The sequence below is a fragment of the Microbacterium maritypicum genome (assembly GCF_008868125.1).
Taxonomy (GTDB): Bacteria; Actinomycetota; Actinomycetes; order Actinomycetales; family Microbacteriaceae; genus Microbacterium; species Microbacterium maritypicum.
This window is the reverse complement of sequence record NZ_WAAQ01000001.1, coordinates 1,921,713-1,935,759: the sequence shown is the minus strand read 5'-3', so window position 1 is coordinate 1,935,759 and position 14,047 is coordinate 1,921,713. Positions and strand designations below refer to the sequence as shown.

General features: G+C 68.5%; 15 protein-coding genes. 9 read left to right on the top strand and 6 right to left on the bottom strand.

The features are described from left to right. Window positions 1–23 precede the first annotated feature (23 nt). Window positions 24–1,130 carry a COX15/CtaA family protein gene (locus tag F6W70_RS09375; protein WP_151486466.1) on the bottom strand — a complete coding sequence of 369 codons (1,107 nt, stop codon included), beginning with the start codon at window positions 1,128–1,130 and terminating at the stop codon, window positions 24–26. A gap of 233 nt (window positions 1,131–1,363) precedes the next feature. Between F6W70_RS09375 and sufB the strand changes: the two genes are divergently transcribed. The 7 genes from sufB to F6W70_RS09340 all read left to right on the top strand — a co-directional run bounded on the left by sufB (window position 1,364) and on the right by F6W70_RS09340 (window position 8,047). After that, window positions 1,364–2,782 (top strand): Fe-S cluster assembly protein SufB, encoded by a 1,419-nt coding sequence (gene sufB, locus F6W70_RS09370; RefSeq protein ID WP_055867748.1) that lies wholly within the window; start codon window positions 1,364–1,366, stop codon window positions 2,780–2,782. Continuing rightward, window positions 2,782–3,999 carry a Fe-S cluster assembly protein SufD gene (gene sufD / locus F6W70_RS09365; RefSeq protein WP_055867751.1) on the top strand — a complete coding sequence of 406 codons (1,218 nt, stop codon included), beginning with the start codon at window positions 2,782–2,784 and terminating at the stop codon, window positions 3,997–3,999. Before sufB ends, sufD begins: the two co-directional genes overlap by 1 nt. After that, the gene (locus F6W70_RS09360; protein ID WP_017830403.1) at window positions 3,996–4,322 is read left to right on the top strand and encodes a non-heme iron oxygenase ferredoxin subunit; all 327 of its coding nucleotides are present in this window, start codon (window positions 3,996–3,998) and stop codon (window positions 4,320–4,322) included. Before sufD ends, F6W70_RS09360 begins: the two co-directional genes overlap by 4 nt. Before the next feature lie 3 nt (window positions 4,323–4,325). After that, window positions 4,326–5,096: a Fe-S cluster assembly ATPase SufC gene (sufC, locus tag F6W70_RS09355; protein WP_017830404.1), complete on the top strand. Its 771-nt coding sequence runs from the start codon at window positions 4,326–4,328 to the stop codon at window positions 5,094–5,096. A gap of 9 nt (window positions 5,097–5,105) precedes the next feature. After that, entirely contained in the window at window positions 5,106–5,435 is a 330-nt protein-coding gene (locus F6W70_RS09350; protein WP_017830405.1) for a metal-sulfur cluster assembly factor, read from the top strand. A 90-nt stretch (window positions 5,436–5,525) separates the two neighbouring features. After that, the gene (locus tag F6W70_RS09345; protein ID WP_151486465.1) at window positions 5,526–6,680 is read left to right on the top strand and encodes a MalY/PatB family protein; all 1,155 of its coding nucleotides are present in this window, start codon (window positions 5,526–5,528) and stop codon (window positions 6,678–6,680) included. Next, entirely contained in the window at window positions 6,677–8,047 is a 1,371-nt protein-coding gene (locus F6W70_RS09340; protein WP_127482276.1) for an MFS transporter, read from the top strand. Before F6W70_RS09345 ends, F6W70_RS09340 begins: the two co-directional genes overlap by 4 nt. On the opposite strand, the gene F6W70_RS09335 is transcribed toward F6W70_RS09340, so the two are convergent. Next, window positions 8,010–8,594, bottom strand: coding sequence for a TetR family transcriptional regulator (locus tag F6W70_RS09335; RefSeq protein WP_141387642.1), 585 nt, complete (start codon window positions 8,592–8,594; stop codon window positions 8,010–8,012). The genes F6W70_RS09340 and F6W70_RS09335 overlap by 38 nt on opposite strands. Window positions 8,595–8,660: 66 nt before the next feature. Between F6W70_RS09335 and F6W70_RS09330 the strand changes: the two genes are divergently transcribed. Next, the gene (locus F6W70_RS09330) at window positions 8,661–9,359 is read left to right on the top strand and encodes an energy-coupling factor ABC transporter ATP-binding protein (RefSeq protein ID WP_151486464.1); all 699 of its coding nucleotides are present in this window, start codon (window positions 8,661–8,663) and stop codon (window positions 9,357–9,359) included. Further along, a complete protein-coding gene (locus tag F6W70_RS09325) occupies window positions 9,356–9,949 on the top strand; it encodes a CbiQ family ECF transporter T component (RefSeq protein WP_151486463.1) in 594 nt (197 codons plus the stop codon). Before F6W70_RS09330 ends, F6W70_RS09325 begins: the two co-directional genes overlap by 4 nt. A gap of 1 nt (window position 9,950) precedes the next feature. Here the strand turns inward: F6W70_RS09325 and F6W70_RS09320 are convergent, their stop codons facing one another. The 4 genes from F6W70_RS09320 to F6W70_RS09305 form a co-directional block, all read right to left on the bottom strand. Then, window positions 9,951–11,273, bottom strand: coding sequence for an acyltransferase family protein (locus F6W70_RS09320; protein ID WP_151486462.1), 1,323 nt, complete (start codon window positions 11,271–11,273; stop codon window positions 9,951–9,953). A 98-nt stretch (window positions 11,274–11,371) separates the two neighbouring features. Continuing rightward, on the bottom strand, window positions 11,372–12,043 hold the full coding sequence (locus F6W70_RS09315) for a response regulator (protein WP_055867766.1): 672 nt from the start codon (window positions 12,041–12,043) through the stop codon (window positions 11,372–11,374). After that, entirely contained in the window at window positions 12,040–13,335 is a 1,296-nt protein-coding gene (locus F6W70_RS09310; RefSeq protein ID WP_151486461.1) for a sensor histidine kinase, read from the bottom strand. The genes F6W70_RS09315 and F6W70_RS09310 overlap by 4 nt, the downstream gene beginning before the upstream one ends. 5 nt (window positions 13,336–13,340) lie before the next feature. Further along, window positions 13,341–13,958 (bottom strand): DedA family protein, encoded by a 618-nt coding sequence (locus tag F6W70_RS09305; protein ID WP_127482279.1) that lies wholly within the window; start codon window positions 13,956–13,958, stop codon window positions 13,341–13,343. Window positions 13,959–14,047: the final 89 nt, after the last annotated feature.

The following is a 14,047-nucleotide window of genomic DNA, read 5'->3' as shown; positions in this document are numbered from 1 at the left end:
CTATGGAACGACTGTGCGGGCCCTCAGGCGTCGACGGGTACCGGACGCTTGAGGCGCAGCACCACGACGGTGTAGGCGGCCGCCGAGAGCGAGGCCAGGACCATGTGGGTGCCGACGAGCAGCGGGGGGAGTCCTTCTCTGGCCTGCCAGATGCCGACCCCGACCTGCACGAGGATCGCCAGCACGAGCACGAGCAGCCAGCGTCGAGGCTCCAGGCGCAGCACCCAGGCGGAGACCGTCAGGAACAGGACCAGCGCCGCGAGGATGTAGCCCGGCCACGAGTGCACGTGCGCGAGCACGGTCGCGTCGAACCCGTGGCGCAGCACGTCGGCATCCCCGGAGTGCGGACCGGATCCGGTCGTCAGCACACCGAAGACGATCGTGACAGCCAGGGCGAGACCGGTCACGTGGGTGACGGCGGCGAACCAGACGGGAACGGCGCGCTCGCGAGGTCCGGGCGAGGTCTTCAGGCGTACGAGGAAGGCCGCCGTGATGCAGACGAGCAGCAGGGAGGACGTGTAGTGGAAGCCCACGATGAAGGGGTTGAGGCCGGTCAGGACCGTGATACCGCCGACGAGCGCCTGGGCCACCACGCCGATCAGGGTGAGCCAGGCGAGCAAGACGAGGTCGCGTCGGGCGGGAGTAGTGCGCACCGAGCGGACGGCTGCAGCGATGACGGCGACCAGCAGGACGGCGAGGGCGATCGGCGAGGCGGGGAAATGCAGGGGAGTGGCGATGGCGAACGTTGCGACAGCCGCGACGATCCCACCCAGTGCGAACCAGAGGGCGTTGACCAGGCCGCGCTTTCCGCTGAACAGATGCAGGACCAGCAGCACGACCGCCAGGGCGATGATGCCGACGACGCCCGTCATCAGTCGATTGCCGAACTCGATGATCCCGTGGATGCCCTGCACCTCGAGGATCGGCACGAGGGAGTCCGGGGTGCACAGCGGCCAGTCCGAGCACCCGAGGCCCGAGCCGGTGAGCCGCACGGCCCCGCCGGTGCCGATGATGATCGTCTCGCTGATGAACGACAACCACGCGAAGACCGTCAACGCACGACCCCAGGACGAGGAACGAGGGGGGACCCCCTGCGTCGTCGAGGTGGCGGGGATCATCGTGTCGGGCATAAGTCCTCCGGACCGCACGAGACGCGGCGGGCATGGCCCGTCTGTCAGGCGGAACCTGTAGAATCGGATTGTTGCGATGAGCGCTGACAGCGCTGAAGCATCGTCAACAGTTTAGGCGCGATGGAAGCGCCGGTGATGAGGGCCCACCAACGGCACCCGCTCCCGCAGGCTCGACGGGGATCAGGTGTGTCGGGGCGGATGACACCGTTTGGGACCTGTGAGGAGAGTGTTGGATGTCGGATGTGCTGATCGACCGCCCGGAGCTTGACGGTCTGGGGGTGTACGAATTCGGCTGGCACGATGAGGATGCTGCGGGTGCCATCGCGAAACGCGGCATCTCCGAAGACGTCGTCCGTGGGATCTCGGGCCTCAAGAACGAACCCGAATGGATGCTGAAGACCCGCCTCAAGGGGTACCAGCTCTTCGGGCGCAAGCCGATGCCGACCTGGGGTGCAGACCTCAGCGAGATCGACTTCGACAACATCAAGTACTTCGTCCGCTCCACCGAGAAGCAGGCGCAGACGTGGGAAGACCTTCCCGCCGAGATCCGTGAGACCTACGAGCGACTCGGCATCCCCGAGGCCGAGCGTCAGCGCCTCGTGGCCGGCGTCGCGGCGCAGTACGAGTCCGAGGTCGTCTACCACCAGATCCGTGAGGACCTGGAGCAGCAGGGTGTCATCTTCATGGACACCGACACCGCGCTGCGCGAGCACCCCGAGTTCTTCGAGGAGTACTTCGGCACCGTGATCCCCGCCGGCGACAACAAGTTCGCAGCTCTCAACACGGCCGTGTGGTCCGGCGGCTCGTTCGTCTACGTTCCCAAGGGCGTGCACGTCGAGATCCCGCTGCAGGCGTACTTCCGCATCAACACCGAGAACATGGGTCAGTTCGAACGCACGCTGATCATCGCCGACGAGGACAGTTACGTCCACTACATCGAGGGCTGCACGGCTCCGATCTACAAGTCGGACTCCCTGCACTCGGCCGTCGTCGAGATCATCGTGAAGAAGAACGCCCGCGTTCGCTACACGACGATCCAGAACTGGTCGAACAACGTCTACAACCTGGTCACCAAGCGCGCCGTGGCGTACGAGGGCGCGACCATGGAGTGGGTGGACGGCAACATCGGCTCCAAGGTGACGATGAAGTACCCGTCGATCTACCTGATGGGCGAGCACGCCAAGGGCGAGACGCTGTCGGTCGCCTTCGCCGGTCCCGGTCAGCACCAGGACGCCGGCGCGAAGATGATCCACATGGCCCCGTACACGCAGTCGTCGATCGTCTCGAAGTCGATCGCCCGCGGTGGAGGACGCGCCGGTTACCGCGGCGAGGTGCGAGTGGATGCTGCGGCACACCACTCCGCGAACACCGTGCGGTGCGACGCCCTGCTCGTGGACACCAAGTCCCGCTCCGACACCTACCCGGCGATCGACATCCGTGTCGACGACGTGCAGCTCGGCCACGAGGCCACGGTCTCGAAGGTGAGTGAGGAGCAGCTGTTCTACCTGCAGTCCCGCGGCATGCCAGAGGACGAGGCGATGGCGATGATCGTGCGCGGCTTCATCGAGCCGATCGCGCGTGAGCTGCCCATGGAGTACGCGATGGAACTGAACAAGCTCATCGAGATGGGCATGGAAGGATCGGTCGGCTAGTGACGGCCTCGACGACAGCGCCTGCCGAGGCGCAGCACAGCAACGCGCCCGAAGGCGCGCACATCGACCCGGCGGCCCAGGTCGCCGCCGCGGGCTTCGTCCCGGTGCAGACCCGCTCGGAGCGGCCGCACTCCTTCGAGCCCGCCGACTTCGGCGCCCCGACAGGGCGCGAGGTCAACTGGAAGCACACCCCGGTCGCGCAGCTCACCTCGCTGTTCGAGGTCGCGTCGCCGAACGACGGTGTCAGCTACACGTACGGCGCGGGGGAGCAGTACATCGCCGCTCCGCTCGCCATCGGTGCGGCTCCCCGTGGCGAGGTCTTCCTCGCGGAAGACGTGACGGCCGCCGTCGCGTGGCAGGGGAGCACCGAGGCACTCCACGTGCGCATCCCGCGCGAGGAAGAGGTCGCCGAGCCTGTCTTCATCTCTATCGCGGGTCTCGGAGCGCAGCGCCGTGCCGACGCGCACATCGTGATCGAGGCACTGGAGCACAGCTCTGCGACGGTCGTGCTCCAGCACACCGGTTCCGCGCAGTACGCGCAGAACGTCGAGATCATCGTCCGCGACGGCGCGAAGCTCACGGTCATCAGCCTTCAGCAGTGGGAGGACGACGCGGTTCACGCGGCCGCACACCAGGCTCGGGTCGGCGCCGATGCGACGCTCAAGCACTTCGTCGTGAGCTTCGGCGGCGGCATCGTGCGCGTCAACCCGAACGTCGAGCTGGCCGGCGCCGGTTCCGAGGGCTACCTCTACGGCCTCTCCTACGCAGACGCCGGGCAGCACCTCGAGAGCCAGGTGTACCTGCACCACAAGGGCCCGCACACCAAGGGCGACGTCCTCTACAAGGGCGCGCTGCAGGGTCAGGGCGCGCACAGCGTCTGGATCGGCGACGTCCTCATCGGCGCCGACGCGACGGGCACCGACTCTTACGAGGCGAACCGCAACCTCGTCCTCACCGAAGGTGCACGCGCCGACTCGATCCCGAACCTCGAGATCGAGACGGGCGACATCCTCGGTGCCGGTCACGCGAGCGCCACCGGTCGTTTCGACGACGAGCAGCTGTTCTACCTGCAGGCGCGCGGTATCACCGAGGAAGAGGCGCGACGCCTCGTCGTGCTCGGATTCCTCACCGACATCGTGCAGCGCCTGGGCATCCCCGCCCTCGAGGCCGAGCTGCTCGCAGCCATCGAGACGGAGCTCGCCGAGGTGAGTGCATGACCGCCGAGCGCGTCTGCGGCGTCGCCGACCTGGAACAGGACATGCCTCTGCGCGTGGACCCGGGCGGCGTGCCCATCACGGTGATCAAAGACGGCGAGGGTGTCATCCACGCCATCGGCGACACCTGCACCCACGGCGACATCTCGCTGTCCGAAGGCTTCGTCGAGGGCGACACGGTGGAGTGCTGGGCACACGGCTCCGCCTTCTCGCTGCTCACCGGCAAGCCCCAGAATCTCCCCGCTTATGAGCCCGTCCCGGTCTACGTCGTCCAGATCGACGGCGATGACGTGCTCATCGATCCGACTGTGATTAAGGAAGTCTGAAGAATGTCTGTTCTCGAGATCCGCGACCTGCACGTGACGGTCGAGACCGAGGCGGGGACCACCCCGATCCTCAACGGAATCAACCTCACCATGAACACCGGTGAGACCCACGCCATCATGGGCCCCAACGGCTCCGGCAAGTCGACCCTGGCCTACACGATCGCCGGTCACCCCAAGTACACGGTGACCTCGGGATCCATCACGTTCGACGGCCAGGACGTCCTGGAGATGAGCGTCGACGAGCGGGCCCGCGCCGGCCTGTTCCTCGCGATGCAGTACCCGGTCGAGATCCCCGGGGTCACGGTGACGAACTTCCTCCGCACCGCCAAGACGGCGCTCGACGGCGAAGCACCGGCGATCCGCGGCTGGACCAAGGACGTCAAGGCGGCCATGTCGAACCTGCGCATGGACCCGAAGTTCGCGCAGCGCAACGTCAACGAGGGCTTCTCCGGTGGCGAGAAGAAGCGCCACGAGATCCTGCAGCTCGAGGTGCTGAAGCCGAAGTTCGCGATCCTCGACGAGACCGATTCCGGCCTCGACGTCGACGCGCTCAAGATCGTCTCCGAGGGTGTCAACCGCGCGAAGGAGTCCACCGGACTCGGCGTGCTGCTGATCACGCACTACACCCGCATCCTCCGCTACATCCGCCCCGACTTCGTCCACGTGGTCGTCGCGGGCAAGATCGTCGAAGAGGGCGGCCCCGAGCTGGCAGACCGGCTGGAGAACGAGGGATACGACCGTTTCCTCGACCCTGCAGCTCCGATCGAGGCGTAGGCTGATCGCATGACAGCGACCCTCACGGACGAGAAGTACGACGCGGTCACCGAGGCCCTCAAAGACGTGATGGATCCCGAGCTCGGGATCAACGTCGTCGACCTCGGCCTCATCTACGATCTCGCTTGGGATGACGAGAACGACGCTCTCGTCATCCACATGACGCTGACCAGTGCCGGATGCCCGCTCACCGACGTCCTCGAGGACCAGACTGCTCAGGCTCTGGACAACGTCGTCGATCGCTTCCGGATCAACTGGGTGTGGATGCCGCCGTGGGGTCCGGAGAAGATCTCCGACGACGGGCGCGACATGATGCGCGCCCTCGGCTTCGCGATCTGACCCGCACAGGAGCATCGCCGGAAGGCGTTGTCGGCGCGCGTCGGATCGGATGACACCGCGCCGGCGCGTGTCGGAACCTCGGGAGAGAGAATGCTTCAGGTGAAGGCCCTGCCTCTGGCGGAGCTCCGCGAGCGCAGCAGCGAGAAGTGGCGGGAGTACCCCGCAGACGTCCTGCCGTTGTTCGTCGCGGAGACCGACTTCCCGCTGGCTCCGGCCATCTCGACGGCGTTGTCCCGTGCCGTCGAGATTGGCGACACGGGATACATCGCCTCGCGGACCCCGTTGGCCGAGTCGTTCGCGTCCTTCGCGTCCCGACGCTACGGGTGGGAGCCTGATCCCGCCCGGATGCGCAGCACGGCGGACGTGAGCATGGGGATCGTCGAGATCCTCCGTCGCGTGACCCAGCCGGGAGAGCGCATCGTCGTCACGCCGCCGGTGTACCCGCCTTTCTACGATCTGGTGGCCGAGGCCGGTGCAGAGGTGGAGCGTGTACCGCTTCGCGATACCGGAACCGGGTGGGAGCTCGATCTCGACGGCATCCGCACGGCGTTCGATGACGGCGCGACCGCGATCCTGCTCTGCAACCCGCACAACCCCACCGGCACCGTGCATGACCGCGACAGCCTCGCTGCTCTCGCGGAGTTGGCCGACGAGTTCGGCGTCGCGGTGGTCTCGGACGAGATCCATGCCCCGCTCGCTCAGCCGGGCACGGGGTTCACCCCGTTCCTCGCCGTGAACGACGCCGCGCAGCGGGTGGGCTACGCCGTGGTGAGCGCGAGCAAGGCGTTCAACCTCGCCGGGCTCAAGTGCGCTCTCATGGTCACGGCCGACGACGAGACGAGTGCCGTCGTGCGCGGGCTTCCGGTCGAGGTGGAGTGGCGTACCGGGCAGTTCGGTCTGCTCGCCGCTGTCGCCGCCTTCTCTGAGGAGAGCGACGCCTGGCTCGATGGACTGCTGCGCACTCTCGACGAGAACCGGGTGCTGCTCGAAGACCTTCTCGCCGCGCGCCTCCCCGGCGCGCGCTATCGCCTCCCCGATGCCGGATACCTCGCGTGGATCGACCTCTCCGCGCTGGGATGGGGAGACAATCCCGCGCGGCGCATCCTGAAGGACGCCAAGGTCGCCCTGCACTTCGGGCCGGCCTTCGGTGCGGAGGGCGCGGGCTACGTGCGGCTGAACTTCGGCACCAGCCCGGAGATCCTCACCGAGGCCATCGAGCGCATCGCGGCGCTCGTCGGTCGATGACCGCCCCGGCGGACGCCGCGACGATCTGGGACCGCCAACGCATCTGGGTGACCCTCGGCGCGGTCGCGCTGATCTTCCTCGGGGCGATCGAAGCTCTCGCGGTCACCACCGTGATGCCGATCGTGAGCGCAGCGCTGAACGGTGAGGCTCTCTTCGCCGTCGCCTTCGCCGGCACTCTGGCGACGAGTGTGATCGGCATGGTCGCGACCGGAGCATGGTCGGATGCCCGCGGACCACGCGGTGCCCTGTACGTCGCCGTGACCCTCTTCATCATCGGCCTGCTGCTCTCCGGCTTCGCCGTCACGATGCATCAGTTCCTGATCGGACGACTCGTCCAGGGCCTCGGGACCGGAGGGCAGACGGTCGCACTGTACGTCGTGGTCGCCCGGCTGTATCCGCCGCATCTGCACGGTCGGATCTTCGCTGCCTTCGCCGCGGCATGGGTCGTGCCGTCGATGGTCGGTCCCTTCCTCGCCGGTGCGGTCGCCGAGTATCTCGACTGGCGCTGGGCGTTCCTCGGCGTGGCGGTGCTCACGGCTGCGGCATTCCTGATGATCGCCGTCCGTCTTCGCGGTGTGGACCTCGGCCGCGGCACCCCGCAGGACCGCAAGACCCTGGTCGTCCGGCTGGTGCTGGCGGTGGTGGTCGCGGTCTTGGCCGTCGTGGTCGGCTTCTCGGCGGATCTGCAGCCCTCGATGAGGTGGCCGGTGGCGCTCGGCGCCGTGCTGGCGATCGGATTCGCCGTGATGCCGCTGTTGCCACGGCGCACCCTCCGCGCCGGACCGGGGCTCCCGAGCGTGGTGCTGATGCGGGGAATCGTGGCCGGGGCCTTCTTCGCGGCTGAGGCGTACATCCCGTATCTGCTGATGAAGAAGTTCGACTTCACCGCAACATGGGCGGGCATCGCCCTGATGCTCGCGGCGCTGGCCTGGGCGGGCGCCTCGGCTCTGCAGGGGCGATTCGGGGAGCGGTTGGGGAATCACCGCATCACGACGATCAGCCTGAGCTCGCTGCTCATCGCCATGCTGTGCGTGCTCACGGCCGCGGTGTTCGATGTCTCGGCCGCCGTCGTCGTGGTGGGCTGGGCGTTCGCTGGGGGCGGGATGGGGCTGCTCTATCCGCGTCTCACGGTGCTGACGCTGGCCTACTCGGACGACACCGACCAGGGCTTCAACTCCTCGGCGCTGTCGATCTCGGATGCGTCCGGATCGGCCGTCGCCATCGCCCTCGCCGGGCTCGGCGTCGCGACCCTCGGCGGCGGGGCAGGGGCGTTCAGCGCGGTGTTCGCGTTCTGTATCGTCCTCGTCGTGCTGGCTCTGGTGCCCGGTCTCAGGCTCGGGCACGCGGCGGAGTCGGCGGCGCGCTGATCACTCCGGCGAGGGCGGTGACCCCGAGCTCGAAGACGCGATCGAGGCCGGCGGTGACATCGACGTCATCGGTGTCCGGCAGGGCGCCGTGGCTGTCGGCGTGCATGCGCTGCTGCACGAGCGTGGCATGGCCGAGCACGAAGTGCAGGATCGCGGCGCTCCGATCCTCCACATCGGCGGCACCCTGCGCGCGCAGCGCATCGGCCAACGCGGTCTGCGCCTGCGAGGAGCCGAGCTGGAGCGCGTAGGTGCTGAGGACCAGCTCCGCGCCGTCGCGGTAGGTGAAGAGCGCGTCACGGATGCCCCGCGCCGTCGCGACGACGTCGGTCGGCTCGCTCGGGATCGTCGCGGTGATCCGATCGGCCAGCTCCGCGAGCAGCTCCTGCTTGTTCGCGAAGTGCCAGTAGAGCGCGCTCGGTTGCACGTCGAGGCCTGCCGCGATACGCCGCATCGAGAGGTCTGCCAGCCCCACCTCGTCGAGCAGAGCGAGGGCACTCCTGGCCACGCTGTCGCGGTCGTGACGTGCGGGATTGGGCTCAGGGCTCATGCTCCGATTATAGTGAACGACGTTCAGGTGAACAGTGTTCAGGTGAGACGCGTGGAGAGGCCCAAGGTGACGACATCCCCTCAGATCGGCATCGCTCCGATCAGCCTCGACCGGGTGTCGGTGCAGATCGACGGTCGTCGGGTGCTGCACGACGTCAGCGCCGAGCTCACAGCGGCGACCATCGCCGTGATCGGGGCGAACGGGTCCGGCAAGTCGACCTTTGCGAGAGTGCTGAACGGCCTCATCGCGCCCCACAGTGGTTCGGTGTCGGTACACGGGCTCGACACGGTGCGTGAGCGTGCCGCGGTGCGCAGACTCGTGGGCTTCGTGTTCACCAACCCGGATGCGCAGATCCTCATGCCGACCCCTGCCGAAGACCTCGCGCTGTCGTTGCGCGGCCTCCCGAGGAAGGAGATCGCCGAACGCGTCAGGCAGGCCCTCCGGGCGCACGGACTGGAGGCACATGCGGAGGTACCCGCGTCGAGCCTGTCCGGCGGGCAGAAGCAGATGCTCGCGCTGGCCTCGGTGCTGATCGCGGCACCGAGGATCATCGTCGCGGACGAGCCGACGACGCTCCTCGATCTGCGCAACGCCCGCCGCATCGGCGACCTCCTGCTCGCCCAGCAGGCTCAGCTCGTGGTGGTGACGCACGACCTCGACCTCGCGGCCCGCTGCGACACCGCGCTGCTCTTCGAGGACGGACGGATCGTCGCCTCAGGCCCGCCACCGACGGTGATCGCGGCATATCGTCAGGCCTGCGCGTGATCGCGCTGTACCGCCCGGGAACGGGGATCCTTCATCGCCTCCCCGCCGGGGTCAAGCTCGCGGCGCTCGCGTTCGGGGCTCTCTTTCTCTCGCTGTATCCGCACGACCCGATCAGCATCGCCGTCTCGCTCCTGATCGTCGTCGGGCTCTACGGCGTGAGCGGGATGTCGCTCCGCGTGCTCCTGGTCGAGATGTGGCGACTGCGGTGGATCGTCCTCGTCCTCGCCGCCGCGCTGGTGATCTTCGTGTCGCCGGTGGCCGCGTGGATCAGCACAGGAAGGGTCCTGGCGGTGCTGCTCCTGGCCGGCCTGCTCACGCTCACCACCCGGATGGCAGACCTTCTCGAGGTGTTGCACCGGCTCCTGCGGCCGCTGCGCAGGGTCGGGGCGGACCCGGAGGCGATGGCGCTGACGATATCGCTGACCCTCGCCACCATCCCGGTGATCGCCGGGTTCGCCGCACGCGTGCGGGAGGCTGAGCAGGCGCGTGATGTGCGCCTGGGCGTCCGCGCCGTGGTGCCCCTGCTCGTGCTCGCGCTCACGCATGCGGACGAGGTCGGAGACGCGCTGGCGGCGAGGGGCATGGGCTGACTCAGGCCGGCACGAGCCTGGCGGTGGGGGATGCCGACTGAGACGCCGCCCCTGCGGAGGAAAGCGACGACATCCGCAGGGAGGCCGCGATCAGTGCGATCGCGATCAGTGCGGTCGCGACCGAGGTGCCGAGAGCCAGCAGCAGCACGACGCCGACGAGGCCGCTCAGGGTTCCCACGACGAGTCGACGCCTCGAAAACGTCGCCGGGGGTGCGGGCTGCGATTCGAATCGCGTGAACACGACGGCTACGAGGGCCGTCAGAGCGACGGCGGTCGCGAGCCAGAGCGGGCGCCCGGCCCACCAGCCCGCGCTGTCCAGCGCCGGCAGCGTCATACCGGTCATGAGGGCGAACACGGCGGTGGAGCCGGCCATGAGCAGCAGCACCGGCATGTGCCACAGGTAGATCGTCATCGTGCGCACCGTGACGAACCCGGTGAACGCGGCGACCCGCGGCCGACGGCTGAACCGCTCGAGACGCTCACGGTGCAGCGACAGCAGGCTGGTGTGGGCGACGCCGACCAGGAGGAGCGCGGCCGTCGGCGGGTTGATGTTGGCGATCAGGTCGGGGGAGTAGATCCCGAAGGCGAACGTCGCCACCAGAGTCAGGAGGGCGGCGATGCCGGCAGCGGCACGGACGCGTCTGCTGAGCCGGTCGATGCTGCCGTCGGCGAGGAAGAAGCCGAGCTGCTGGAGGGTCATCCACACGAAGGCGAGGTTCAGGAAGCCCAGGCCTTCGATTCCGGAGGCCGCCCGAAATACGTCGACGGCAATCGCGGCGACGGCCAGGGATCCGATGGTCCGCAGGGGCGCGCGCTCGTGAGAGGCGGCGAGGAGGGGGAGCAGCGCCTGGCAGAGGAGGAAGACACCCAGGAACCAGAGCGGCTGCCCGTAGCGGAAGCCGGCCGTCGCGATCAGGTCGGCAGGGACGCCCGAGACGGTGAGCAGGGCGAGCGCGAGTCCGATGACGGCGATCGTGAAGATCGCCGGACGCAGCAGGCGGTGCACCCGGCCGGCGACGAAGCCGATGGCCGTTCCTCCGCGCTGACGCATCCGCTGATAGGCGAGGAGTCCGGAGAAGCCTCCGATTACGAAGAACAGCGGCATCACCTGCAGGAACCAGCTGAGCGGTGCGATCCATGCCGTTTCGTCGCTGGCGTTGTCGAAGACCGGGCCGGACTCGCCGACGGTGACGCCGACCATGATCGCGTGCAGGAGGACGACGCCGAGGACGCAGAGGGCCCGGAGGAAGTCGATCCCGGTGTCACGGGATGCGCGCGGGGGAGCCGTGGTGCTGACGGCGCGCGGTGCCTGGACGATGGTCATGAGTCCTCCTCGGAAGCGGTGTTCCAGGAGACTATGGACGCGGTGCAGGCGGAGGCATCACCCTCGGGTGCTGTTGCGACCCCCTACGACGGGGTGAGTCAGGATGAGGGCTCTACGAGTCCGGTGTCGTAGGCGAGGATCACGGCGTGCACGCGGTCGCGCAGGTTCAGCTTCGCGAGCACCTTGCCGACGTGCGTCTTCACGGTCTGCTCCGCGATGAAGAGCTCGGCGGCGATCTCCGTGTTGGAGCGTCCTCGACCGATGAGCACGAGCACCTCGCGCTCCCGATCGGTGAGGTCGGCCAGGGTTGTCGCCGAACGCGGTGCCCGGGGGCGACGGCCGGCGAACTGCTCGATCATGCGACGGGTCACACTGGGGGCGAGCAGCGCATCTCCACCTGCAACGACCCGCACCGCGTGCACGAGTTCCTCCGGTAGTGCGTCCTTCAGCAGAAACCCGCTGGCACCGGCCTCGAGGGCGTCGTACACGTAGTCATCGATGTCGAACGTCGTCAGCATCAGTATCCGGGGCACGTGCGCCGCGGGGTAGGCGGGGCCGAGGATGCGCCGAGTCGCCTCGATCCCATCCAGCTCGGGCATGCGCACGTCCATGAGGATCACGTCGGGATCGAGACGCGCCGCCAGGGTGACCGCCTCCGCACCGTTGGCGGCCTGCCCCGTGACGCGGATGCCGTCGTGGGCATCGAGGAGCGCAGCGAAGCCTGCTCGTACCATGGCCTGATCGTCGGCGATGAGCACGCTGATCGTCACGGGTTCTCCTTCTCGAGGGGGGTGGACAGTGCTGGGCTCCTCAGCGACGGGGCCGCGGTCGTGTCAGCGGCGACACCGGCGTCGAGGGGGAGCGCGGCGTCGACATTCCACCCGCCGTCCGGCGCCGGTCCTGCGGAGAGGCTTCCGCCGAGGATCTCTGCGCGCTCGCGCATTCCGCGGAGGCCGTAGCCGCCGCCATGACCGTCCGGGCTGTGTGGTGGTGCGGCGCTGTGCACCAGGATGCGGAGAGTGCGGGCCTCCGCGCGCACACGCACGGAGATCCGCGCACCCGGGGCGTGGCGGACGGCGTTGCTCAACGCCTCCTGGACGATGCGGAACGCGGCGATCTGCACGGCGGGGGCGGCCGAGGCGGCGGTCTCGCCGCCCTCCAGCAGGAGGCCGACCTCGACGCCGGCGCGGCGGATGCTGTCGACCAGGGCAGGGATGTCGTCGATACCCTGCTGGGGCGCGAGCTCGGCACTCTGGTCCTCGGTGCGGAGCACGCCGAGCATGCGGCGCATCTCGGTGAGTGAGCCCCGGGCGGTCGCCGCGATGTCGTCGAACTCGGCGATCGCCGCATCGTCGAGCTCGGGGATCCGGTACTTCGCGGTCGAGGCCTGCACCTGGATCACGGACATGCTGTGCGCCACCACGTCGTGCAGCTCTCTGGCGATCTTCGTGCGCTCCTCCACGAGAGCGCGTCTGGCCTCCTCGAGCGCGCTGTGCTCCTTCTCACGTGTCAGCTCGGCGGCCACTCTGGCGCGTCCGGCGATGAGCGCCGCGATGAGGAACATGGCGGAGGCGACGGCCGTCGTCACGATGAGGTCGGCTGTGGCGCTCGCGGATGACTCCGGCAGCGCCACCATGTCGGGACGAAGCAGCGGCGCGAGAAGAGAAGCGATCGCCCCGAGGATCAGTGCGAAGGCGCCGAGCCGTGCGCCGTGCAGGAACGTGAGGACACCGACGAACAGGACGAACGTCAGGAGCGCGGGGACGGACCAGGGCCAGGGGGAGCGGATCGCCAGTTCCGGCACGACCGTGAGCGGAAGGGCGAGCGCCCCGGCGGTGAAGAGCCCGATGGCCCAGCGGGGGTGCGAGATCGACAGCAGCGGAGAGACGCACAGAGCCGCGCCGAGGATGAACGACAGGGGCAGCGGAGTGCCGTACAGCACGCTCTGCAGCGACACCAGCACCGAGAACAGCGCCACGACCGCCGCACACAGCGCAATGAAGGCGGAGGTGCGGCGGCTGATCCGTGGTCGGCGAGGTGAGCGCTCGCGGCGGCGTGCCATGACAGTCATCCTGCCAGCTGCGGGGTCGGCACACGGCGTCGACGGGCTGCGGCGATCCTGTCGATCACGAAGCCGACGACCAACGCGATGGCGATGCCGAGCCCGGCGCTGAGCAGAGGTTGATCCTTGATCCAGGCGCCGGCGAGCAGACCGATGGCCAGGCTGAACACGCTCCAGCTGACTCCGGCGATCAGGCTGAGCGGGAGGAAACGCCGCCAGGGGAAGTCGAGGGCCCCAGCCGTCATGTTGACGGCGACCCGTCCGACGGGGATGTACCGGGCGCCGAGGATCAGGGTGGCGCTGCGGCGATCGAGTGCGCGTTGGGCATGTGCGAACGCCGCAGCGACCCGTGGCCGTCGCATCCACGCGAAACGGGTGGTGCCCAGCCCGCGGCCGATGAGGAAGGCGATGTTGTCGCCGATGGCCGCGCCGATCGCGGCGACGGCACCGAGCAGCAGCAGATTCCCCTCGCCGGTGGAGGCGGTGACGGCCGCCGCGGCCACGAGCACGGTCTCGCTGGGGATCGGGGGGAAGAAGCCGTCGATGATGGTGACGGCGAACAGCACCAGATACAGCCAGGGCGACGCGATCGCCTGCATGATGAGCTCGTTGAGGATGTCCACTCCCGCACGTTATGCGGCAGGCGATGGCACAGGCATCCCTCTGAGGTATCGGGACGCTCACTCTCCGGGCTGATCTTGCTGACCGCGAC